The organism is Enterovibrio baiacu (genome assembly GCF_004120195.1).
Lineage (GTDB): Bacteria > Pseudomonadota > Gammaproteobacteria > Enterobacterales > Vibrionaceae > Enterovibrio > Enterovibrio baiacui.
On record NZ_SCHN01000011.1, the window covers coordinates 148935 to 170527 of the forward strand.

At 47.9% G+C, this 21593-nt stretch carries 19 protein-coding genes; 9 read left to right on the plus strand and 10 right to left on the minus strand.

Annotated features, from left to right (window positions below; translation table 11 throughout):
• Positions 1 to 212: 212 nt before the first annotated feature.
• Positions 213 to 965 carry a flagellar brake domain-containing protein gene (locus EQP46_RS13110; protein WP_129494092.1) on the plus strand — a complete coding sequence of 251 codons (753 nt, stop codon included), beginning with the start codon at positions 213 to 215 and terminating at the stop codon, positions 963 to 965.
• An 84-nt stretch (positions 966 to 1049) separates the two neighbouring features.
• Here the strand turns inward: EQP46_RS13110 and EQP46_RS13115 are convergent, their stop codons facing one another.
• Together EQP46_RS13115 and EQP46_RS13120 are read right to left on the minus strand one after the other, a co-directional pair.
• Complete coding sequence (locus EQP46_RS13115) at positions 1050 to 1460, minus strand: BLUF domain-containing protein (protein ID WP_129494093.1); 411 nt, start codon at positions 1458 to 1460, stop codon at positions 1050 to 1052.
• 111 nt (positions 1461 to 1571) lie between these two features.
• On the minus strand, positions 1572 to 3233 hold the full coding sequence (locus EQP46_RS13120) for a VRR-NUC domain-containing protein (RefSeq protein WP_129494094.1): 1662 nt from the start codon (positions 3231 to 3233) through the stop codon (positions 1572 to 1574).
• A 76-nt stretch (positions 3234 to 3309) separates the two neighbouring features.
• Here EQP46_RS13120 and EQP46_RS13125 point away from each other — a divergent pair, with 76 nt between their 5' ends.
• The 3 genes from EQP46_RS13125 (at position 3310) to EQP46_RS13135 (ending at position 8757) form a co-directional block, all read left to right on the plus strand.
• Positions 3310 to 4800 carry a bifunctional NUDIX hydrolase/phosphatase PAP2 family protein gene (locus EQP46_RS13125; protein WP_240671727.1) on the plus strand — a complete coding sequence of 497 codons (1491 nt, stop codon included), beginning with the start codon at positions 3310 to 3312 and terminating at the stop codon, positions 4798 to 4800.
• A 241-nt stretch (positions 4801 to 5041) separates the two neighbouring features.
• Positions 5042 to 8095, plus strand: a complete 3054-nt coding sequence (gene ydiJ / locus EQP46_RS13130; RefSeq protein WP_129494095.1) for a D-2-hydroxyglutarate dehydrogenase YdiJ — start codon at positions 5042 to 5044, stop codon at positions 8093 to 8095.
• 242 nt (positions 8096 to 8337) lie between these two features.
• Positions 8338 to 8757, plus strand: coding sequence for a VOC family protein (locus tag EQP46_RS13135; RefSeq protein WP_129494096.1), 420 nt, complete (start codon positions 8338 to 8340; stop codon positions 8755 to 8757).
• A gap of 98 nt (positions 8758 to 8855) precedes the next feature.
• On the opposite strand, the gene aqpZ is transcribed toward EQP46_RS13135, so the two are convergent.
• The gene (gene aqpZ / locus EQP46_RS13140; RefSeq protein WP_420841377.1) at positions 8856 to 9545 is read right to left on the minus strand and encodes an aquaporin Z; all 690 of its coding nucleotides are present in this window, start codon (positions 9543 to 9545) and stop codon (positions 8856 to 8858) included.
• A 357-nt stretch (positions 9546 to 9902) separates the two neighbouring features.
• Between aqpZ and EQP46_RS24240 the strand changes: the two genes are divergently transcribed.
• A complete protein-coding gene (locus EQP46_RS24240) occupies positions 9903 to 10058 on the plus strand; it encodes a hypothetical protein (protein WP_167482768.1) in 156 nt (51 codons plus the stop codon).
• A gap of 101 nt (positions 10059 to 10159) precedes the next feature.
• On the opposite strand, the gene EQP46_RS13145 is transcribed toward EQP46_RS24240, so the two are convergent.
• Positions 10160 to 12520 (minus strand): YgiQ family radical SAM protein, encoded by a 2361-nt coding sequence (locus tag EQP46_RS13145; RefSeq protein ID WP_129494098.1) that lies wholly within the window; start codon positions 12518 to 12520, stop codon positions 10160 to 10162.
• Positions 12521 to 13241: 721 nt separating this feature from the next.
• On the opposite strand from EQP46_RS13145, the gene EQP46_RS13150 reads away from it, so the two are divergent.
• Positions 13242 to 13472 (plus strand): hypothetical protein, encoded by a 231-nt coding sequence (locus tag EQP46_RS13150; RefSeq protein ID WP_129494099.1) that lies wholly within the window; start codon positions 13242 to 13244, stop codon positions 13470 to 13472.
• 106 nt (positions 13473 to 13578) lie between these two features.
• On the opposite strand, the gene EQP46_RS13155 is transcribed toward EQP46_RS13150, so the two are convergent.
• The 4 genes from EQP46_RS13155 to EQP46_RS13170 form a co-directional block, all read right to left on the minus strand.
• A complete protein-coding gene (locus tag EQP46_RS13155) occupies positions 13579 to 13773 on the minus strand; it encodes a hypothetical protein (protein WP_129494100.1) in 195 nt (64 codons plus the stop codon).
• 281 nt (positions 13774 to 14054) lie between these two features.
• Positions 14055 to 15044: a DUF2860 domain-containing protein gene (locus EQP46_RS13160; RefSeq protein WP_129494101.1), complete on the minus strand. Its 990-nt coding sequence runs from the start codon at positions 15042 to 15044 to the stop codon at positions 14055 to 14057.
• A 189-nt stretch (positions 15045 to 15233) separates the two neighbouring features.
• Positions 15234 to 15782 carry a DUF6942 family protein gene (locus EQP46_RS13165; RefSeq protein ID WP_129494102.1) on the minus strand — a complete coding sequence of 183 codons (549 nt, stop codon included), beginning with the start codon at positions 15780 to 15782 and terminating at the stop codon, positions 15234 to 15236.
• 7 nt (positions 15783 to 15789) lie between these two features.
• Positions 15790 to 16659 (minus strand): LysR family transcriptional regulator, encoded by an 870-nt coding sequence (locus EQP46_RS13170; protein ID WP_129494103.1) that lies wholly within the window; start codon positions 16657 to 16659, stop codon positions 15790 to 15792.
• A gap of 145 nt (positions 16660 to 16804) precedes the next feature.
• On the opposite strand from EQP46_RS13170, the gene EQP46_RS13175 reads away from it, so the two are divergent.
• Positions 16805 to 18001 carry an MFS transporter gene (locus EQP46_RS13175; protein WP_192545509.1) on the plus strand — a complete coding sequence of 399 codons (1197 nt, stop codon included), beginning with the start codon at positions 16805 to 16807 and terminating at the stop codon, positions 17999 to 18001.
• Positions 18002 to 18040: 39 nt separating this feature from the next.
• Here EQP46_RS13175 and EQP46_RS13180 read toward each other — a convergent pair whose 3' ends face one another.
• On the minus strand, positions 18041 to 19213 hold the full coding sequence (locus tag EQP46_RS13180; protein WP_129494105.1) for a GGDEF domain-containing protein: 1173 nt from the start codon (positions 19211 to 19213) through the stop codon (positions 18041 to 18043).
• Between the two features lie 226 nt (positions 19214 to 19439).
• Here EQP46_RS13180 and EQP46_RS13185 point away from each other — a divergent pair, with 226 nt between their 5' ends.
• Positions 19440 to 20114, plus strand: a complete 675-nt coding sequence (locus tag EQP46_RS13185) for a hypothetical protein (protein ID WP_129494106.1) — start codon at positions 19440 to 19442, stop codon at positions 20112 to 20114.
• A gap of 172 nt (positions 20115 to 20286) precedes the next feature.
• A complete protein-coding gene (locus EQP46_RS13190; protein WP_129494107.1) occupies positions 20287 to 20481 on the plus strand; it encodes a DUF4250 domain-containing protein in 195 nt (64 codons plus the stop codon).
• Between the two features lie 25 nt (positions 20482 to 20506).
• Here EQP46_RS13190 and metR read toward each other — a convergent pair whose 3' ends face one another.
• The gene (metR, locus tag EQP46_RS13195; protein ID WP_129494108.1) at positions 20507 to 21418 is read right to left on the minus strand and encodes an HTH-type transcriptional regulator MetR; all 912 of its coding nucleotides are present in this window, start codon (positions 21416 to 21418) and stop codon (positions 20507 to 20509) included.
• Between the last annotated feature and the right edge of the window lie 175 nt (positions 21419 to 21593).

Below are 21593 nucleotides of genomic sequence, written 5' to 3' on the forward strand. Positions count from 1 at the left end.
GGAAGCGCTAATGTTTCTCGTCATATCACATTGAATTACTGTGATCTTTTGCCTATAAATAATGAAAGGCGTTTAGGGTGCGATGAATTCTTCATTAGTGATGGGTAAATTTGTGTGTAAAACGCACTGACAGAACCGCAATGAATGACGGATAAAACGCACAGGCAGTGAAAGCAACCCCTATTTTTGGTCGTGGATCCGGCGAGGTATAAATGAGTACGAATTCGACACCTGCGAAAAAGCCGCCGGCAAAAACCAGAGAAAAAGTGGTCATGGGCTTACAAGCCATGGACTTCATTCAACATGGTACGGAAGCCTCGTTAGAAATAGTGACCCCTTTGGGTCAACGATTGAACTTCAAATCCAACTTCATTGGTTTCGATGATCAACAACATATCTTCTTTACCATGCCGAAACTCTCTAAAGGTGATTACGAAATGTTTTTCACCGAAGGGTTTAATGTCGATATTGAAGGTGTATCAGAACACGGTGAAGGGGCATTAGTGCGCTTTCGCACCCGCATAGAGCATGTGATTTATCGTCCTGTCTCTTTGATTGTTTTTCCTGTTCCTCAGCAAGCAAAACTGGTGCTGCTAAGAAACGAAATCCGTTACGAGCTGCGCCTTCCTGGCGATATTCAACTGTCTAATCGCAAGCTTCGTGTCATTTTAACGGATGTGTCTTCTGGCGGGTGTGGCTTTGCTTACGATGCGATCTCTCCTGAGTTTGATGTTGACCAAAAGATCGTTCTTGAAGTCATCAACAGCACCACACAGGACACTTACGCGTTAAGTGGGGCAGTGAAGAACGGACGCACTAAGCGTGGTAAGCAAACATATGGCATGGTTTTCGATGAGCCAGGCAAGGCAAACTGCCGTCGCTTGCTTTCAACGTTGATTTACGACGGCACGAAATACGTGTTTAAAAATCCGAAGAAAGACCAAGCCATGGGTGGAAAAACGTAACCATGTTATGGGTTTTTCGCTGATGCAGCGTCATCAAAAAAGCACCGAAGAATCGGTGCTTTTTTATTGCCGGTCCTGTTGGTTTTACTCTCTGAAAACAAGCAGTAAATTGAGTGCATCGCCTGGGTTAATTTCAGTGGATGGGTCATCATCGAAAAAACGGTTAAAACCATTGAGACGAGGATCGTTGTCGCTAAGTTTGTGAAAGCCCATGCTCCAGTCTTCAAACTGACGCTCAACCAAGGGTTTTCGCATCATCTCTACGATGCCATAGTGGCGATGATCGCTACATATTTTCTCAAACAGAGACGAGACGATGTGCTCGTCACCTTCGATGGCTTGAATAAAGTCGCCATCTTTGTAGAGCAACATACCCGTGATGCCAAGCGCTTCGTTGTTGCTACGAATGTCGCCAAGCATGGCGTTAAGTTCGGATTCGGTAAAAGGGCGTTCTGCACTGCTGATATAAACAATTTGCTGTAGGTTGTTGCTCATTGTTTGCTCCAAGATTTCTTCCCAAGCAACCTCTTAACGCGGGTTCGACGAGAACGTGTTTGTCAGCGGCGACATGCTGCTGATATGTCCTCACTAAAGTATGTTTCAAATTTAAGAATTTGCCTTTGTGCGAGACGAAATATTTGCGTCTTCAACGTACAGCACCTTGCTGATGATGTGGTGGCTGTTTAGGAAATCTAACCAACGCACTTGGTGATGCTGCAGCTTGTCTCCCGGTCCTTTTACTTCGACAAACTGACAGGTATTTCCTTTCACCATGAAAAGATCAGGATGACCTGCACGGTTTGATTTCGGGTCGAACAATATGCGCTTAAAGCAGGCCACGAGTTGATGTGGCGCTAACGTCAGCAACGCGGCTTCGATCTGTGCTTTGTCGATATACCCCCAGAACACCCAATCATTGGCCAAACCCTGTTTTTCCTCAAACGTTTTGAGACGTTGTTTTACGCTTTCTTCTCGAGTTTGTTGTGCCAAAGCGTGCAAGCGTTCATCAATGGCAGATTGTCGCGCGGCGTAAAATTCAGAAGAAAACATGTCGCGAGGTGAACGTTGGAAGGGGTTTAAAAATGCCCCCGAAACAGGGCTGAAAATGATGTCCCAAAACGTCAAGCCAAAGAGTGCATTTAACAACAGGTTTTCGCTGAACCACACTGTCCAGCCTTGTTCGGTGAAATGCGCTGCGCTCGCCACTTCCACGCGTGTATCTAAGGGCAATGAAAGGTGAAGGTTTTCGTAAAGGTGCACGTTGGCAGTAGGGCAGGAAAAGTCGGTTTTCTTTGCCAATTGCTTTGCGATACGTGCCGCCACGTCTTTTTCATCTTCATTAAAGGGCTTTTCGAGCATGCTACTGACCAATTCGCTGGCACGTGTCCAATCCGCTTGCTTTATCGCGATACGGGCTTGTCGCTCCCTTGAGGGAGGCAAGTGTGATTGTGAAAACAGCATGGCGGCATCATCAATATTTCCTGCGCGCTCTTGTTCTCTCGCCAATTGGTTAATCAACCGTTGCCGTTTTCGTTCTAGCGGCGGCCACGCTGTTGTAAAAGGAAGCGCTTTGGGCAACTCAAGAAGGGCGTGTTTGTCTTTTTTCTCCAACAATTGCCAATATTGCTCAGAAAGAGAGGACAAATTTAGCCAGTCTTTCATTTGGTCTCTACTTGTAAACAACCTCTCCTCAGCAGTAAGTGATACGCTTTCGAACCGCTGAATACCTAGGTCACTTAAAACAAACTGGTTCAGGTCTTGTCGCGCGTTACCAAAATACAAGAGTAGGAAAATTGGCATCACATCGAGCCGAACATGCAGACACGAAAATGTCAGCGGTTCTGGGGTGGGGGAGTGCATAGCAATCTCTTCGATAAGGTCAGCTTTCTTACTTTTTTTATTCAGCGGCAAGGCGGCGAAGTGACTGAGCAGTTCGGGTTTGGTCAACAGTGAACAAAGGGCATCAAAAGGAGGTGCGTATTCAATATCAATGAGATGTGCTTCTGCGAGGGCAGAGATGACATGCGGCAGGTTGTCGATTTCGGGGTAATTGAGTTTGTCTTCACGAAACCAGTGGCCTTTTCGGGAAAGAAATCGCACCAACAAACATTGTGCATTGATGGGTAAGTCACGAAAAGCCGTTATCCAGTCACCTTCTTCTTGGGTAAGAAGATCGCCGTAACGCGCGGTTACGGTGTCGATGATAGAAGCAAAATTAGCAAGGTAATAATGCGGTGGTAGATCTGGCAGAACAGCAGTATCGGTCATTGTAGTGAACGGTTGGGAATACGAACGTTTGATTATGACTGCCTCTTGGTGATGTCACAAACGGACGTGGCTAGGAATGAGAATAATAAAGGACACGTTTACGGTGAAAATGCGGAAACTGTTAATCGGGCTAGGGGTTATGTTTTCTGCGTTTGTGGGAGCGGAGCCAGCGAAGAATTCAATCAACAGTACATTGCCGATCAAAGCGGCAGATTGCTTGGTGGTGGATAAAGACAAAAATATCTTGATGATCGAAGAAGCCATCAGCGGAAAATATGCGATACCGGGTGGTTCAATCATTGGTGACGAAACGCCAGAGATGGCTGCAAAGCGCGAAACATTTGAAGAAACAGGGTTAGTGGTTAACGTCGGAAAACAAATCGCGCGTACCTATAATTCCGCCCTGTATGCCTGTGAGTTGGCGACGCCTGCGCGTTTCTACATGGATAAACATGGCCAACGCATTGTGATGGTTTGGACGGCACCGCACTTCGGCAAAGAAGTCACGCGCGTACTGTTGAATGCCGACAATAAAGCCATGCGAAGCAACTATCGTTTCCCTGAACACAAATGGCAATTTCCCAATTGGGTCCCCGACGTGCCGCCAAGCACATTTCTATTTTCTCCAGGTGAAATTGGCACCTTGATTCCATTCTATGAATCCCAATTGATCATGCTGCAAGAATGGCAAAATACGATTTCAAGTAGCGGTTTGACCTTGTTTTTATCCAAGTTGGTCATTCTGTTTGGCTGTATTTTTTCGCCGCTGTTTTTTCTACTGACGTTACCCCTTATTCGAAGCTATCAAGGCCATCGCGCTTTACTGATATACGGAGCAGGGATGCTTTCTATGGCGACGCTCACCTTGATTCTGAGTACTGTGATTGTTGTTCCTCGTCCGTACTTTATTGACCCTGTGTTCGGCGTGCACAATACCTTAGGTTATACCTTGCCAAGTACCATGGTGACCTTGACGACCATGCTGTTTGGCTGGGTGTGGATGACGTCAAAAACCGCTGAGAAACACCGTAAAGCACGGTGGTTGATTATGATGGGCGGCATCCTATCGATTCTGTTTGTCAGCCTCAAAGTCATGTTGCTGGGTGAGCACTACCCATCCGATGTATTGGTTGGCATAGCATTGGGCGTAGCGGGCACGTTTGGCCTTCATCACGTCAGAAAGTGGCGATTCGAGGACAGACGCTACGTGTTGATATCCGCGCGCTTCTGGGTTGCGGCGTTTGCCGTTATAGCGGCCATCGGCGGGATCATTCATAAACCTCACATTATTTATCTATCAGCGGTGTGTCTTGGCGTTTACAGTGCCTTGATGTGGCTAAAGTTCTTCCCCGTGTATGTTTCACCGGTTAAGCGACATGTTAAGTTGACGTTCTTTTCGCTGCTCTCCATCGGCGTACTGGCTATTGCGGCTGTTGATTATTGGTTAACAGCGAAATATGCCGTGAACACCGTGATAGTGGCGGTGCATTGTGGCGCGCTTTGGGCGATTGCCGTGTGGCTGTTGGTCGTGGCACCTCGGATGTTACCAAAGGTGTTGAAAATCTGATTCTAGTCGGTGTGAGCATATGTTCACGCCATGTACTTCGCTGAACACCTTGAATAAGCGGCTGAAATTACACTGGCTGAATTGAAAGCTTTGTGTTTTCAGCCGCTTTTACATTGAATCGAAGAGGAAATCCGCTTTGAAGCCGCCCTTGGCTGTTGTAAAGTTATGCGCAGTTGAATAATCCGCAAACTGCCAGTTGCCGTAAGGATCCACGGTGCAATTTCTGGCTTCAGGGAGCAAGATGTTACCAGTACTCAATCATCAACATACGCTTGACCCAGTGGTAGGGCGTTATCTTGATACGCTAAAAGCGTTGGGTTTCCAAGGTGAAACCGAAACTTTCTATGCGAGCCGCCTTGCGGTCGCCACGGACAACTCTGTTTACCAGATGTTGCCTCAAGCCGTTATTTTTCCTACGTCTACGCATGATTTAACCCTTGTGGGTAAAGCCTCTCTAAACGGCGATTTTGATGCGATCCGCTTTTCTGCGCGCGGCGGCGGCACGGGCACGAACGGCCAATCACTCACACAGCATGTTGTCGTCGACGTTTCTCGTCACATGCAAAAAGTGCTCGAAGTGAATCCAGAGGAAGGCTGGGTGCGTGTTCAAGCCGGTGTGGTGAAAGACGCACTCAATGATGCACTTCGTCCACACGGTTTCTTCTTTTCTCCCGATTTGTCGACCAGTAACCGTGCGACGGTCGGTGGTATGGTGAATACCGATGCGTCGGGTCAAGGCTCACTGCGGTATGGCAAAACCTCTGACCATGTTCTGGCACTGAAAGCGGTACTCGCAGATGGTTCCGAGCTGGATACGGAATCGCTTCAATATGCCGACGTGCAAGCCACTGAACGCCAAGATTATGCAGGACATGCGCTGCGTGAAGTGTCGCGTATCTGCCGAGAAAAACGCGCGGATATCGATGCGAAATTCCCGCCGCTGAACCGCTTCTTGACCGGCTATGACCTGAAAAACGCTTACAACCCGGAACAAGACACCTTTGATATCGCACGTGTGTTGTGTGGTGCGGAAGGTTCTCTGGGTTTTATTTCAGAAGCCAAACTGAATATTACCCCCATCCCTAAAGCCCGCACCTTGTTGAACGTGAAATACGACAGCTTTGATTCTGCATTGCGCAGTGCACCTGTGATGGTGGAAGCAAATGCGTTGTCGGTAGAAACCGTTGACTCACGGGTTTTAAATCTGGCGCGCGAAGACATTGTCTGGAACACGGTCAAAGATCTGTTGACCGATGTGCCGGGCAAAGACATGCAGGGCATCAACATTGTTGAGTTCGCGGGCAACGACGTGAGTGAGATTGAGGCTCAGGTTGCATCACTGTGCGAGCGATTGGATGTGCTGGTCGAAGCCGGTGATAAAGGCGTGATTGGTTATCAGGTCTGTAACGACTTGGCGTCTATCAACAAAATCTACAATATGCGTAAGAAAGCCGTGGGTCTACTTGGTGCGGCAAAAGGCGCAGCTAAACCTGTCGCGTTTACAGAAGATACGTGTGTGCCGCCAGAGAACCTTGCTGACTTTATTGTAGAGTTCCGCGCGTTGCTGGATAGCCATAACCTGAATTACGGCATGTTTGGCCATGTGGATGCCGGTGTGCTTCATGTGCGTCCCGCGCTTGATTTGTGCGATCCCGAGCAAGAACTGCTGATGAAGACAATCTCTGATCAAGTGGTTGCGCTGGTGGCGAAATACGGCGGCTTGATGTGGGGTGAGCACGGTAAAGGCTTCCGTTCAGAGTACGGCCCTGACTTCTTCGGGGAAGACTTGTTTAACGAGCTGCGCAAAGTCAAAGCGGCGTTCGATCCGCATAACCGCATGAACCCGGGCAAGATCTGTACGCCTTTTGAAAGTTCTGATGAATTGGTGAAAGTGGACGGCGAAAAACGCGGTGCCTTTGACCGACAAATCCCGATTCAAGTGCGTGATAGCTTCCGCCAAGCGATGGAATGTAATGGTAACGGCTTGTGTTTTAACTACGACACCAGCTCTCCAATGTGTCCGTCGATGAAGATCAGTTATGACCGTCGCCATTCGCCAAAAGGCCGCGCAGGTATCGTGCGTGAATGGCTGCGATTATTGGCAGAGCAGGGTGTTGATCCATTAGTACTTGAAAAAGAGCTGATGGATAAGACGCCATCGATTCGTCAAATTTTCGAACGCTTCAAAAACACGTGGATGGCGAAGAAAGACGATTACGATTTCTCCCATGAAGTGATGGAAGCGATGAATGGTTGCTTGGCGTGTAAAGCCTGTGCAACCCAATGCCCGATTAAAGTGGACGTGCCAAGTTTCCGTTCGCGCTTTATTAACCTCTATTACAGTCGTTATCAGCGTCCTGCTAAGGACTACCTCGTTGCAAACATCGAAACCATGCTGCCTTGGATGGCAAAAGCGCCTGTGCTCATCAATGCGATGACTCAGCCGAAATGGGCGAAAGCGGCGACGAAGGCCACCATTGGGTATGTTGATGCGCCTGCGTTGTCTGTGCCGACATTGATGGAATCGCTCGACGGGCATCATGCCACCAAGTTTGATTTGCAGTGGCTACAGGCGTTGAGTGCGTCAGAGCGTTCTCGTTACGTACTGATTGTGCAAGACCCTTTCACCAGCTTCTATGAAGCGGATGTGGTGCGTGATTTGGTGTCTCTGATTGAAAAACTGGGTAAAAAACCCATGCTTCTGCCATTCAAGCCAAACGGAAAAGCGCAGCACATTAAAGGTTTCTTGAAGAAGTTTGCGAAAACCGCGGCGAACACAGCAGAGTTTCTAAACCAAATTGCTGAGCTTGATGTGCCGATGCTCGGTGTCGATCCAGCGTTGGTACTATGTTACCGCGATGAGTACAACGAAATCTTGGGAGACAAGCGTGGCGACTACCAAGTACTGACTGCTCATGAATGGCTGATTGAAGAAATCAATCACCAGCCAACCAAAGAGCAAGCAGACACAGATGCGTGGTACTTGTTTGCACATTGTACTGAAAAAACCAAGATGCCTAATGCAGAAGCCGAATGGGGCAAGATTTTTGCGCACTTTGGCGGGAAAATGGAAGCCGTCGCAGTGGGTTGTTGTGGCATGGCAGGCACCTATGGCCATGAATCCGACAAGCTGGAAAACTCAAAAGGCATTTACGGTCTGAGTTGGAAGCCGCGTCTTGAATCGTTACCACCAACGCGAACCATGGCAACGGGCTATTCGTGCCGCAGCCAAGTAAAGCGATTTGAGCATCATAAAATGCTTCACCCTGTGCAAGTGTTGCTCAAGCTGGTGTAAGCCATTTTGCTTTTCATTCAATATCATAAAGGGGCGTTTGCCCCTTTTCTTTTTCTGAACCATCAGCTTCTTCTCATACCAAGCATGTAAAAAGTCACGATTTTACACGGCGTCGCAATAGTAGAGCGGGGCGAGCTGAAGGAGCTGATAGGCTTACCGATAACCCTTTACCCAAACAACGCATTGCCGAACGTGTGCTTTGTGTTTGTTGGGTGTGCCTTTTTAGAAAGGAGTCTGTCGTTATGTCTTCACTTCAGCCACATCTTACGTTTCATGGCATGTGTCGAGACGCGCTTCAGTTTTACGCTGATGCACTTGATGGTAAGGTCGTTACATTAAGTACCTTTGACGAATCGCCCGTCGAATTTCCTTCTCATTTTCTCAATCGCGTCATGCATGCAGAATTTGTTTCTCCTGAGCTTTCTTTTTTCGCGTCAGATGGCCTTGATGACTCGCTAGCGCAGGGGTCGGGGGATGTCGCCTTCCATGTCAGGTTCACAGAGCAGACGCGTCAGGACGTGGTTTTTTCTGCATTGTCAGATCAGGGGCAGATCATCATGCCGTTGGACTATACGTTCTGGGGGGTAAGGTTTGGGATAGTGACGGACAAGTTTGGTATACGCTGGATGTTAAGTTGTTCGGCGGAGAGCCCTAAAGACTAAACGCCTCCGAAACCAAGCAATGAAGTGAGCAAGGTGTCAGAGGCGTTAACGTTAGCGGCGTTAGAATCAGGTTTATCGAAACCTGATTCGTAACAAGATCAGTCTTCGTTAGGGCTTAACCAGCGGTAAATAACACCTGCTAGGATGGCGCCAATCAGTGGTGCAACCCAGAACAGCCAAAGCTGTGAAAGTGCCCAGTCGCCAACAAACACGGCAGGACCAGTGCTTCGCGCAGGGTTAACAGAGGTGTTGGTCACTGGAATACTGATGAGGTGGATCAGTGTGAGTGACAAACCAATCGCAAGACCCGCAAAGCCTGGGCTAGACAGCTTGTGCGTCGCACCAAGAATGACGATCAAGAACATGAAGGTCATCAAGACTTCGGTGATAAAGCCCGATGTTAAATCGTAGCCGCCTGGTGAGTGTTCGCCGTAGCCATTGGACGCGAGGCCACCGGCTAAATCAAACCCCGGCTGACCGCTGGCGATCATATAAACAGCGTAAGCACCGGCAATACCGCCCGCAACCTGAACGACAATGTAAGGTAAAAGCTCACTGGTTGGAAAACGTCCGCCAGCCCAAAGGCCAACAGAGACAGCAGGGTTTAGGTGGCAACCGGAGATATGACCAATCGCATAGGCCATGGTGACCACGGTTAAACCGAAAGCCAGTGAAACACCTAAATAACCGATGCCAACGTCGGGTACTCCAGCTGCTAAAACAGCACTACCGCAGCCTCCCAGAACTAACCAAAACGTACCGATGAATTCGGCAGTTAATTTTTTCAACATAACAAAGCGTCCTTTTCACATCGCCTCGTATCGGCGAATTGTTTTAATGCAAAAATATGGAGTAGGAGTTGTTCCTGTACTGCGCTTTAAACGTAGCACATTGTATGGCTTTGTCCGCTTTAGGTGGATTAACCCCACTAAGCGACAAGCGTTTAAACGACTTCAGCCGCACGGAAAGGGTCACATACATCGTAGAAAGCTGATGGAGTGTGTGATGCATATTTCGAAGGGAAGTGGGCGAAAGCGCGCGGAATAACTTGGATTTAGAAGATATACTCTATTGAAAATCAAATCGTTGCCTTGACTAAGGCGTTAAGCAATGATCACTACGTAACGCCAAAGCGAGGCTTGTAAATGATTAAGATTGTTTTCATTGTTGGTTTGATACTCGTTGGACTTCTGGCAGCCAAATTTGTGGATGAAAAAATGCAAAAGAAGATTGCCATCGTGTTTGTTGCCCTTGTGGCCGTTGCTGTTATTAGCCTTGTTGTTTCCGAACTCATTCGCTAGCAACGCCAGCTTAGTACTTTAAATACCTAGCGACAGCTAAAAAAAAGCGAACCATTTGGTTCGCTTTTTTCGTTTCTATTTAGTAAGAAACCGGATGACGCTTAGCGCGCGGTTTGGCGGCTACGCTGACCAGCAGGGCGTTTCTTACCGCCTCCTGTAGGTTTAGCCGCGAATGGCTTACCACCGCCTTGTTTGTGTCCATTGCCTGCGGTGTTTCCGCCCGTTGGGCGCTTACCGTTGCTTGGTTTTCCACCATTCGTTGGTTTATTACCATTGCTTGTCTTAGCGCCGGTGGTAGGGCGGCCACCTGCAGGTTTGCCATCAGCGGTTTTACGCTGTGGCTTACGGATATCAGGCTGATTAGGGTGTTTCGTCGCAAAGCGCTTCGCACCGTGACGACCAGACCCGCGGCGTTGAGCGAATGTCAGCTCTGCTTCTGTGCCCGGTTGCGGAATCAAACAGCCCGGACGATCACCGATCAGGTGCTTTTTACCCATGCTGGTCAGCGCTTCACGGATCAACGGCCAGTTAGCAGGATCGTGATAACGAAGCAGGGCTTTGTGCAGACGGCGTTGAAGCTCGCCTTTCGCTACAAACAACTCTTCGCGTTTTTTGTATTTCACGCGCTTAAGCGGGTTTGTCTCCGAGTGATACATCGCCGTTGCGTTACACATCGGCGACGGGTAGAAGTTCTGTACTTGGTCACACTGGAAATCATTTTCTTTCAGCCACAATGCTAGGTTCAGCATGTCCTCATCAGTACACCCTGGGTGTGCGGCGATGAAGTAAGGGATCAGATACTGTTTCTTACCCGCTTCTTTGGTGTACTTGTCGAACATTTCCTTGAAGCGGTCATAGGTGCCCATGCCCGGCTTCATCATCAGATCCAGAGTGCCTTTCTCTGTGTGTTCAGGGGCAATCTTCAAGTAACCACCAACGTGGTGAGTCACAAGCTCTTTCACGTACTCTGGTGATTCAATCGCAAGGTCATAACGAACACCTGACGCAATCACCACCTTCTTAACGCCTTTGGTTTCGCGCGCAGCGCGATAAAGGTCGATGGTGTGCTGGTGGTCTGTGTTGAGTTTTTCACAGATTTTAGGGAACACGCACGAAGGGCGACGGCAGTTCCTTTCTGCTTTTGGATCAGAACAGCCTAAGCGGTACATGTTCGCTGTTGGGCCACCCAAATCTGAAATAACGCCGGTGTAACCTGGCACTTTCTCGCGAATGTCTTCCAGTTCATTCAAGATAGATTCCTGAGAACGGTTTTGGATGATGCGGCCTTCATGCTCGGTAATAGAACAGAAAGAACAACCACCAAAACAACCGCGCATGATGTTGACCGACGTTTTGATCATTTCATAGGCAGGGATTTTCGCGTTGCCGTATTTCGGGTGAGGAACACGTGCGTAGGGCAAGCCAAACACATAATCCATTTCGTCTGTAGTAAGAGGAATGGGCGGCGTGTTAACCCACAGTTCGCGATCACCGTGTTTTTGAGCCAGTGCGCGCGCTGAATATGGGTTGTTTTCTAGGTGCATCACGCGGCTTGCGTGTGCGTAAAGAATGCGGTCGTTCAAGAGCTTTTCGAACGAAGGCAAGCGCACGTAGCTGTTTTCAGCATCGTGACGTGCAGGGCGAACCATTACAGGCTTTGCGACTTCTTCTTTCGCTGCATCTTTCGAGGTTTCACACGCCGTTTCTACCACATACGGGTTGGACATCACCATGGCTTTGCCTGGCTTGTCGATACGCGTGCTGTCGATTTCTGCCATTTCTTCAGGCGTAGCTTTTAACATCACTGCCGTACCTGGAATACGGGTCATGGTTTTAATGTCTTCGCCGCGAGATAGGCGATGTGCAACGTCAACCAATGCACGCTCTGCGTTACCGAAGAGCAAGATGTCTGCTTTTGCATCTGATAACACTGAACGGCGAACTTTGTCAGACCAATAGTCATAATGCGCGAGACGACGAAGGCTGGCTTCAATACCGCCGATAACAATCGCAGAATCTTTATAGGCTTCACGGCAGCGTTGCGAATAAACCAATACCGCGCGGTCAGGGCGCATGCCGCCTTTGTTGTCTGGTGTGTATGCATCGTCGTGGCGTGGTTTACGGTCCGCCGTATAGCGGTTGATCATGGAGTCCATGTTACCCGCAGTGATGCCGAAAAAGAGGTTAGGTTGGCCTAGCGCCATGAACGCATCTTTATTCTGCCATTCAGGCTGCGCAATGATACCTACTCGAAAGCCTTGTGCTTCGAGTACACGACCAATAACAGCCATACCAAAACTTGGGTGATCGACATAGGCATCACCCGTGACAATGATGATGTCACAGCTGTCCCAACCAAGCATGTCCATTTCTTCACGGCTGGTAGGAAGGAATGGCGCAGCGCCGAAGCACTCAGCCCAGTATTTTGGGTAATCGTAAATAGGAGTAACAGAATTGCGCATTTTTTGACCTCTTTCTCGCAAGGCGGCAATTATAGCGACTTGACGGGGTGAGAGCCAGCGAGATTAAACCTGCACTTTTACAAGGTTTTTAGAGAATTCACCGGTTGGCCATGCGGATGGAGCATCCTAAGGTTTCTTAGGTTAAATAAAAGCATCCAGAAGACCAAATAAATGATGTTTACTGATTCGCTTTGATAAAAACAATTGAAAAACTGATAAACAAGCCAACAAAACATACGAGAGGGTAATGTGTGAGTCTTTGTTCATATACCCAAACAACCTGAAGATGCAGGATTCAGCGAGGTTTACTGACGTTATGATCTAGGCGTCCCTTTGCCGATGTAGTGATCTCCATCAAAAAGGGATAACACCGAGCATGGCGTCAGTAAACTCGCCCGAAGGGAGGCCTTCAGTGCGTCCACTTCATCGTTAAATTCCTGTGAAATAGAATGACTATTCCTACAAGAATTTGCCTTGAACTGAACGCACTGATGGCCTCTGAAATCGAGCATCTTCAGGTTGTTTGGGTATATATAAACTAAATGATGAATGTTTAAGTCTTATTAAATAGACATAACTTCAAACTTAATGCCTTTCTATCTTGACTAAGTCCCGCATAATTTTAATTATTAATGTAACAACCATATCAATAGAGAAACATTTTAATGCAAACGAGTCATTTGTAAGCATTCAATGTAAAAAATTCCAGCGGAGGGAAAGTATGGATAAGCAATATAATCAAGCCGTCGACGTGTTAGCGCAACTACGTGTGGGCGATGCCATTAGCGACGCGCTCAGGGCCGATGCGAAAGAAGTAACCAAAGAGGTATTTGAAAAGCATTGCCAACACTATGACCTGAATGAGATCGATGAAATGCTCCACAGCGACGCAGTATGTACGACACTCAGGAATACATGGACAGACATGATTTGTGATGTTTGGCACAGCTGACTACTGCTGTATGCGCGTTGTCACCCGCGACGACACTGATGTTGTGGGTGGCATGTCTACGCGAATATTTAGACTTCTTTTCTCACGCTAAATCACGTTCAATTTTTTAAAACGGCGAACGTTTCTGACCTTCAATTTCGTCCAATCTTGCTTCATGCCCAAGAATGGCATCTGCTTGTTCTGCGGGTGTCGCGAGTTTTCTCAGAGCAGCCTCTAGCATCACATCGAGTGTATCAACGGTTTTGGCACGTCGAAAAAATATTAGCCAATCCGTTCGGCTGGTTGGTTGTGTTGTTGACATAGTTGACCCAAAAATTATTAAAAATGTACGTGGCGACACTTTGTTGCGTGTCTTGTTTTAAAAATAGCCTAGAGCACACCATCGTGCTTACAGCCGTTAATTAGATTGAGAACATGTAAAAACGGCATATTCATGACAATGAAAGAAATAGCGCGGTGTACCGAATAATAACATTGATCGTTTAATTGTGCTTAATGAGGGAATAGACCTTATGGGATGTGGAAACTTTCAGACGAAACCCAAGGGCGTAATGTGTGCCCTTGGGGGGTGACGCTGTTGTGTTAGAACCTGAAGCTGACACCTGCGGAAGCAAGGTATTGGCGTGCATCATAGAAATCGATATTTGACTCGGTATTGTTGTATCCCGCCAAAACCACCAACGACAACGGGTGGATTTCGAACAAGTGTGCGTATTCGTAAGCAAGGAAAACGCCGTATTTGCTGTCTTCGCGTGGCTGTCCAAACACAGGGTGGGCCGAGTCATATTCGCTGTATTGGTAGCTACCTGTTAGCACGATTTTGTTTCTTCCCGCGAAGCTGAAATACGTCAGTTCACCGCCATAAGCTTGGTAAGACATAGCTTGACCATCAGCGTCATGGTTAAAGTAGATCAGGGAAGGTGTAACGCCTAAGCCACGACCTAGGAATTGGCGATAGCTCAGTTTGGAATAAAAGGTGTCTCCGCTGCGTTGAAGGGACTCTTGCGCCGATTGGGACAGTCCCAAAGCTTGCCCGCTCTGTTCATTTTCTATGTCGGTTTCTGCAAAGGCTAAATCAACAGACAATGGTGAACCACCAATGGAAGAAACCTGAAAGCGATAGGCATTACCGGATTTTTCTGTTTCAGTGCGTGGCGAACGTGTGATGTAAGGGTCAGCCCAAATGTCTTCGTTAACCAATGTCGGTAGGTAAGATGCAGTGATCGTGGTGCCCGAACCAAACTGCTGCTTGTAGCCTGCTTCCAGCGCAATAGTACCGATAGCGATATCTTCGCGAGAGGTACCCACAAAAATCTGTTTATCTAGGCCACTGCCAAAGGTAAAGGCCAGCTTGCCCAATGCGCCGAAGATGGCATCTGCTTCTCTGTCCCCGTTGCTGTTTAGCTCGCCATTCTTGGTGTTTTCGCCGCTGGTTGAAAGGTTCGAATCTGTTGATACGACACCACCCAACACTGAAATCTCCCCACTTAATCCACCCTGTTCAGCAAGCTGTGCTTGAGCAAAAAACGGCGTTATCGCCAAACCGATTAACGTGTATTTGTTCATTTTCATTTTAAAATCCCTGTGTGCGCGGCAAATTGTTATTTTCATGCGTGCCAGTGCCAACTTCTATCCAGATTGATGGGCGCTTTCTGTGTCTCATAAATTAAACATAGTGGCAGGGTTTTCATCATATCAGAGCTTTATTGCGATGTGTTTAACAAAGAAATAAAAATGTTGCATATACGTTATTCAGGACAATCACGAGACCGGCATGAGCTTTGTGAGCGCCTCTATTTTTATGTTTGAAAGCTGTCGATAATCAAAGTAGGGGCAAATGAGAATAGGCAGTGTTGGATGCTTTGCAAATTCATTGTTTATCCAAACACACGACCCAGAGAGCCCGAGTTTGTGTGCGTGTGTTCGCCCAGCAATAATATGTATGGTGAGGGGGGCGGGATCACTTTGTTGCGTTTGAGCAACGCGTAAAGGATCTGCCATTCCAAAGTGCAGGGCGGTACTTGATTCTGCTTGCAGAAGCGCTTGATCGCGATAAGCTTGCCATGTTTTGTATCCCTGCGGATAGAAAGGGCTGCTTTCTGGCAAGGCGAACATGAGTTTCGCGTACACATTGAACACTTTTCTCCAGCCATTTCCTCCTGCATCACCCAAGGTTTTGATATGCCCTTTTTGAAGCGGCGTATAAGGGGGCAGATCATCAGCATGTCCCCACAAGCTTTCAACGGGTGGCGCTTTTTCTACATACACGTGGACGCGGGCATGCGGGTTACCAAAGGCGAATGAGGTCATGATGTACCTATTTGTTTTGTTGTATAAAATCGATGAATGCGCGATCAGCAAGAGAGAGATACCCGTGCTTACGCCATGCTATGGCGATATCAAGGATGACAGGCTCTTCAAAGGGAATAGGGACGAGGCTTGGTTCGTATTCGGTCACCATTTCAAGTAATGCCGTTATCGCGAAACCGTGCCTGACAATGTTCAGAATCATCGCCAATAGGTTCGTTTCAAAAGAGAGGTGTGGTGTGATTTTTCGTTCCACACAAATGCGATCAATGAATTCTCGGTGAAAATACCCCTTCTTGAACATCACCAGCTCTTCTTTAAAGAAATCGTCAAATGACATGGATTTCACATCGGCAAGGGGGTGATCTTTGCTTGTGACAGCCACCATTTGCGATGAGATCAAATGCGTGGTCTCGAGCGCAGCGGGAACATCTTGATTGTGAATAACGCCGATATCCAGTTCGCCATCCAACAGCATTTGACGAATAGACTGTGTGCCAGCTTCCACCACGATAAGGGTGAGGTCGGGGTACTTACTTTTGAATCCCATAAGCAAGGAAGGAAAGAAATACGACCCCAGCATGCCGGGAACGCCTACGCGAACTTCCCCTTTTTGTAGGCCGCGCAATTCCGCCATTTCGGTACTTGCATCCTCGACATGTTGAAGAATGCGATACGCGTGAGGCAACAACACTTCGCCTTCATGTGTGAGGTGAACTTGACGTTCATTTCTATCAAAAAGTGGCAGACCAACACTGGTTTCCAGCTTTTTGATGGCAATGCTCAGAGCCGGCTGCGCGATATGCAGTGTTGACGCTGCCTTGGTAAAACTCCGGTGCTCTGCAACGCTGATGAAATAGCGAAGTTGACGTAAATCCATGTGCACTTTCCCTGGGCTATCGTTAACGAAGGCATTGCCTAGCTATTAATAAAAGATCTTACTTTGATAAATTTAATATACTTCATTTATTACGGTTGGATTGCTACTTTCAATCTATCTTGTGAAACAGACTGCGCCTAACACCATGATTGAATTGAATAGCCCTGCATACCGAAAAGCCACCTTTGCACTCTCGTTTGGGTCGTTCTTGGTGTTCTGCAATCTCTATCTTTTTCAGCCCATGTTGCCTGTGTTTGCCATCGGGTTTGACGTAACTGCCACCAAAGTGAACTGGTTGCTTGCTTCGACGACGCTAGGCTTGTCCGTCAGCTTACTTCCTTGGGCGATGCTTTCTGAAAAAGTAGGCCGTCGGCCAGTGATGCTAACCAGCTTGGTGCTCATTCCGCTTGTCAGTATGTTATCGCTTTGGGCAGAATCCTTTTGGACCTTGGTATTGCTGCGTGGCTTAATGGGCATTGCGTTGGCGGGTTACGCCGCGGTGGCTGTGGCATACATCGCAGAAGAATTCAGCCCAATGGCGCTGGTGATGGCCGTGGGCGGATACATCAGTGCCAACTCGATTGGCGGTATCAGTGGTCGTTTAGCCGGGGGCTTTTTGTCGGACGCGTTCGGTTGGCACGGCGCGGTTATCGGCATGACGGCTTTTACTGTTCTCGGGATCGCCTTCGTTTATGCCTTGCTTCCGCCTCAACAACACTTTTCAGTCTCTAATACGTCATTTCGTTCGCAGCTTTCGACCATTCGTTCGCACCTGACCAATCCTTTATTGCTTCTTGCCATGATGATAGGCGGAATTAACTTCGCGATTTTCGTGAACATCTATTCCGTGACCGCGTTTCGTTTAGTGGACGCTCCGTTTAACCTGCCGGTAAGTTTGGTCTCCACCATTTTCATTTGTTATTTGGCAGGGACGTTAACATCCAAACTGAGTGGACGATGGGCGAATCGTTTTTCTGTGTTCAGTGGATTATTGCTGGGTACAGGCATCACCATGCTTGGCGTGTTGGTGGCAAGCGTTGATGCTGTCAGCATGGTCATTTTAGGACTGTTGATTGTCGGTGCGGGGGCGTTCTTTTCCCATTCTCTTGCGTATGGCTGGGTAAGTCGTCGAGCGGAAAAGGGCAAAGCAACTGCAACGGCGTTGTACCTCGTTCATTATTACGTGGGCGGCAGTTTGGGTGGCTTCTATCTCATTGGTTGTTGGGAGTTGGGAAGATGGCCGCTGGTGACGATAGGCGCAATGTCGCTAGCGGCAGTGAATGTGCTCTTAATTCATTTATTGGGTGTTCGCGAAAAAGCAGAAACACCCCAATGTTGTTGAATTAACCTTGATAGCGGCTGCTTGGGAATTGTCGGCGTTTCAATTCGCAAACTCTAACCAAGGGCGTCGGCAGTTATTTTTGCTTTCTTTTGCTCTGGCATCGAAGACTAGGGCACAATTTCTGCCTTTGTCTTTTGCGCGATAAAGCGCGGCATCCGCTTTTTCGAGTAAGGTTGAAAAATCATCGTCAAAGGATTCGCTGGTGGCAATACCTATTGATGTGGTGATTTTGATTGGTGAATCTAAACCTTCCACGGCAATGTCCAAATCTTGGATAGTCTGCATGATCCGATTCGCGACATCTTTTGCATTGGTTGTACTGCAATGCGGCAGAAACAAAATAAATTCCTCCCCACCGAAACGCCCAAAAATGTCTGACTTTCTCAGTGTGTGTTGTACCGATTCAGAGAAGGCTTTGAGTACGACATCACCTGCAAAGTGTCCATACCTGTCATTCACGCGTTTAAACCGATCAAGATCCATGATGAGGACGGAATACGGTCGCGACTTAAAGCGCGTGTTTTCAAAATCGCGTTTGGCCAACGTGAGCAACATGCGCTTGTTGTATACACCCGTCAGTGGATCAAGCGTGGCATGTCGGTACAAGCGAAGCATCATGTGGACTTTCGACGTTTGCGCCCAAATCACCATGAGACCCACCACGGTTTGCAGCCAGTAAATCGCCATTTCATCGAGCTTAAAAAGGGCACCGCTTGACGCATCCACGTAAAGTTGAATCGCGGCAGTGAGAGCCATAAAGCTCAGAGATTCGCGAATGGTAAGTGGGAAAATGGTTAACAGCACGATATGTACAAAAGGGAGTAGAGTATAAAAGTAGGTCGTGCTAGTGACCGAATGCTGGTAATCGAGTGTACTGTTTGCGAACAAATAGAAACTATTGACTGACACGACAAACGCTGTGATGGCGAGTCTCCCCGCTGCAAGTGTGCCATGTTTTGTTGCTTTTTGGCCGATGATGACAAGCGTACATGCAAGGATAACGCGCAATGTCACCAAAGAGTGGGATTGAATACCAAGCAGGTAAACATCAACCGGTATCCAAGCGAGTGTTAAAAATGCCCAGACATAGCATAAGGCTGAAACGCGAGGGCTGAGATAGGTCGCGCGTGTGGTATTAAAACTGGTTGCATGCTGTTTTGCGCTCCATAGTTCCAACCAGATAAAGGATAAGCGTTTATACGATAACTCCATGTCTTCGTAACCTTGTGCTCATTGCGATTAAATATTCGCCAAAATGTGGGTAATTGTCCGTTATTCTTTGAAGTGCGTTCATGAACGCTGTCTAGATATATCACTAATTACATATAAAAATGAGTGCATACAAATTAATCATCTATTTTTGTGAGGTTATCTATGTTGTTGCACCTATTTGGTGAGCACATATAATTGCTCTCAAGATTTTGATAGGTAGAGACATATGTACGACGTAATAAGCACCGTGGTCATGGCTGGATTGTTGGGTGCTCAATTAGTGCTGACGCTTGTGTTGTTGAAAGGGGATATATGCCCTGGGCAACGTGGTCGCTTGCATAAAGCATTCTGGTTTTTGGTGGCGGGTTGGGCCATTGTGACGCCGTTTTCCCCTTTCTCTGCATTACCTTTTATTGCTCTGGGCATTTTCTCGCTCAGATCTAAGTCGGGCAAAACACGTCAATCTGGGCCCATTCCTGTGCTGCATTTAGCCAACGGCTTTGCGGTGCTGGCGGTATTGATGGCAGCAGTGGAGCAAGGGGTAACAACGGGGTTGCTGATGCTCTCTCAAGTGTTGCTGGTGGGAGCGGTAACCGCGCACTACTTGTTGGTTAAAGCGCGCTCTCGTTTACAAGCCTTTCATCGCATTCTTCCTGTGGTTGGCATTTTTTCCGCCATGATGATGGCGTTGATGTTGGCGGTTTCAAGCGCCATGTTGCCAGAGCAAGAAGCGGCGGCCTTGGTGTCTACCATCTTGACGAGCCTTGGTCTTGTGCTGTTAGGCGTGTGTATTTGGGCCATGCATTTGATGCGCCAAACACCACCTCACATCGCGCAACTCGGCGTTGCGTTTTGCGTGTTGCTGAGTGCTTCAACCATCGCGATAGCGCCATTTATGTAACTGGCTGTCTGCGCGACTGTAACAGGATTAATAAAAGGCACGGATAGTGCCTTTTTTCATGCCCGCAGATCGCTGGTATAAGCCTGACGTTCTACACTTTCATGCAGTGAGACGTTGAAAAGCGAAGCGCGAACCTTGTTAGGTTCTTTGGGAATCTGTCAGGAGATAAAGCATGGAAATCCATAACCTCGAAAAGCTTGAAGCCCCGATTGTGTATGGCATTGTGAATGAAAAACTGCGTTTAGAATGTGGCAGCTTAGACGCCTTGATCGTGAAGTACGATCTTGATGCAAATGAACTGCAGCACCGGTTTGATGAGCTGGGGTGCTACTACGACGCGGACGTGAACCAGCTACGTCAAAAGTAGCCAGCGTTTACCACGTTCATCAGGGTTATACCTTCTTAATGCCGACCAAGTGCGTGTGGCATTGGGTTCTTGCAGTTGCAAAAAATGCCTGTAAATATGGTCGCGAAGCTTCTTGGTTTCTGACGGCGGCGTACAGTCGACGCCACAATCCTTCCCCTAAAGGCCTGTCTACCACTAATCCTTGTCGAGAAAATTCACTGATTGCCCAGTTGGGCAAGGCCGCAACGCCAAGTCCCGCGGTGACCATTTGAATGAGCATTAATGTGTTGTCAGCAGATTTGAACTGAGAAGGTTCAATGCCTGCAGGCTGCAAGAAATGCTTAATCACATCCATACGTTGTCGTTGAACGGGGTAGGTGAGTAGCGTCTCGTTCGCCAGATCTTCTGGGGCGATGATTTTCTTCTTCGCCAAAGGATGAGTATCTGCCAGCACCAAGCGCATTTCGAAATCAAACAAGGCTTCGTAATGAATTTCACTGCGTGGGGCAATGTCAGAGGTGATGACCACATCTAATTCACCGCCTGCAAGTGCCGGTAAGGGTTCGAAGCCAAAACCTGATGAAAAGTCTAACGTCACCAATGGCCAACTGACTTTGTACTCTTTCAATGCTGGCATGAGCCATTGGAAACAAGAATGGCATTCAATCGCCATATGCAGACGACCTTGCGCATCTTCCTTCAACGCCGCCAAATCGGTTTCTGCACGCGCCAGCCTCGGCAATACATCATCAGCCAACGTGAGTAGCACTTGTCCTTCCGCCGTAAAACGCACGGGACGTGTCTTTCTCAAGAACAAAGGCGAACCAATACGCACCTCTAAGTCTTTGAGTTGATGGGAGAGTGCGGACTGAGTCAAACACAACTGTGTGGCAGTAGAAGTGAGTGAACCTGTGTCTCTTAACACTGACAGAGTACGTAGATGCTTAACTTCAATCATGAATTTTTCTCAATATCCTTTTGAGTAAATTGAGTTTGTTTTAAGAACTCTAATCAATCGAGGTGGACATGTAAACATCTGGACGGCCAATTAGGGGCGGGAATGTTCAGAGACTGCGCGAACCGTCGAATAACTGACAGTAATCTGTCGTGAAAAATACTCGAGAGGGACACCG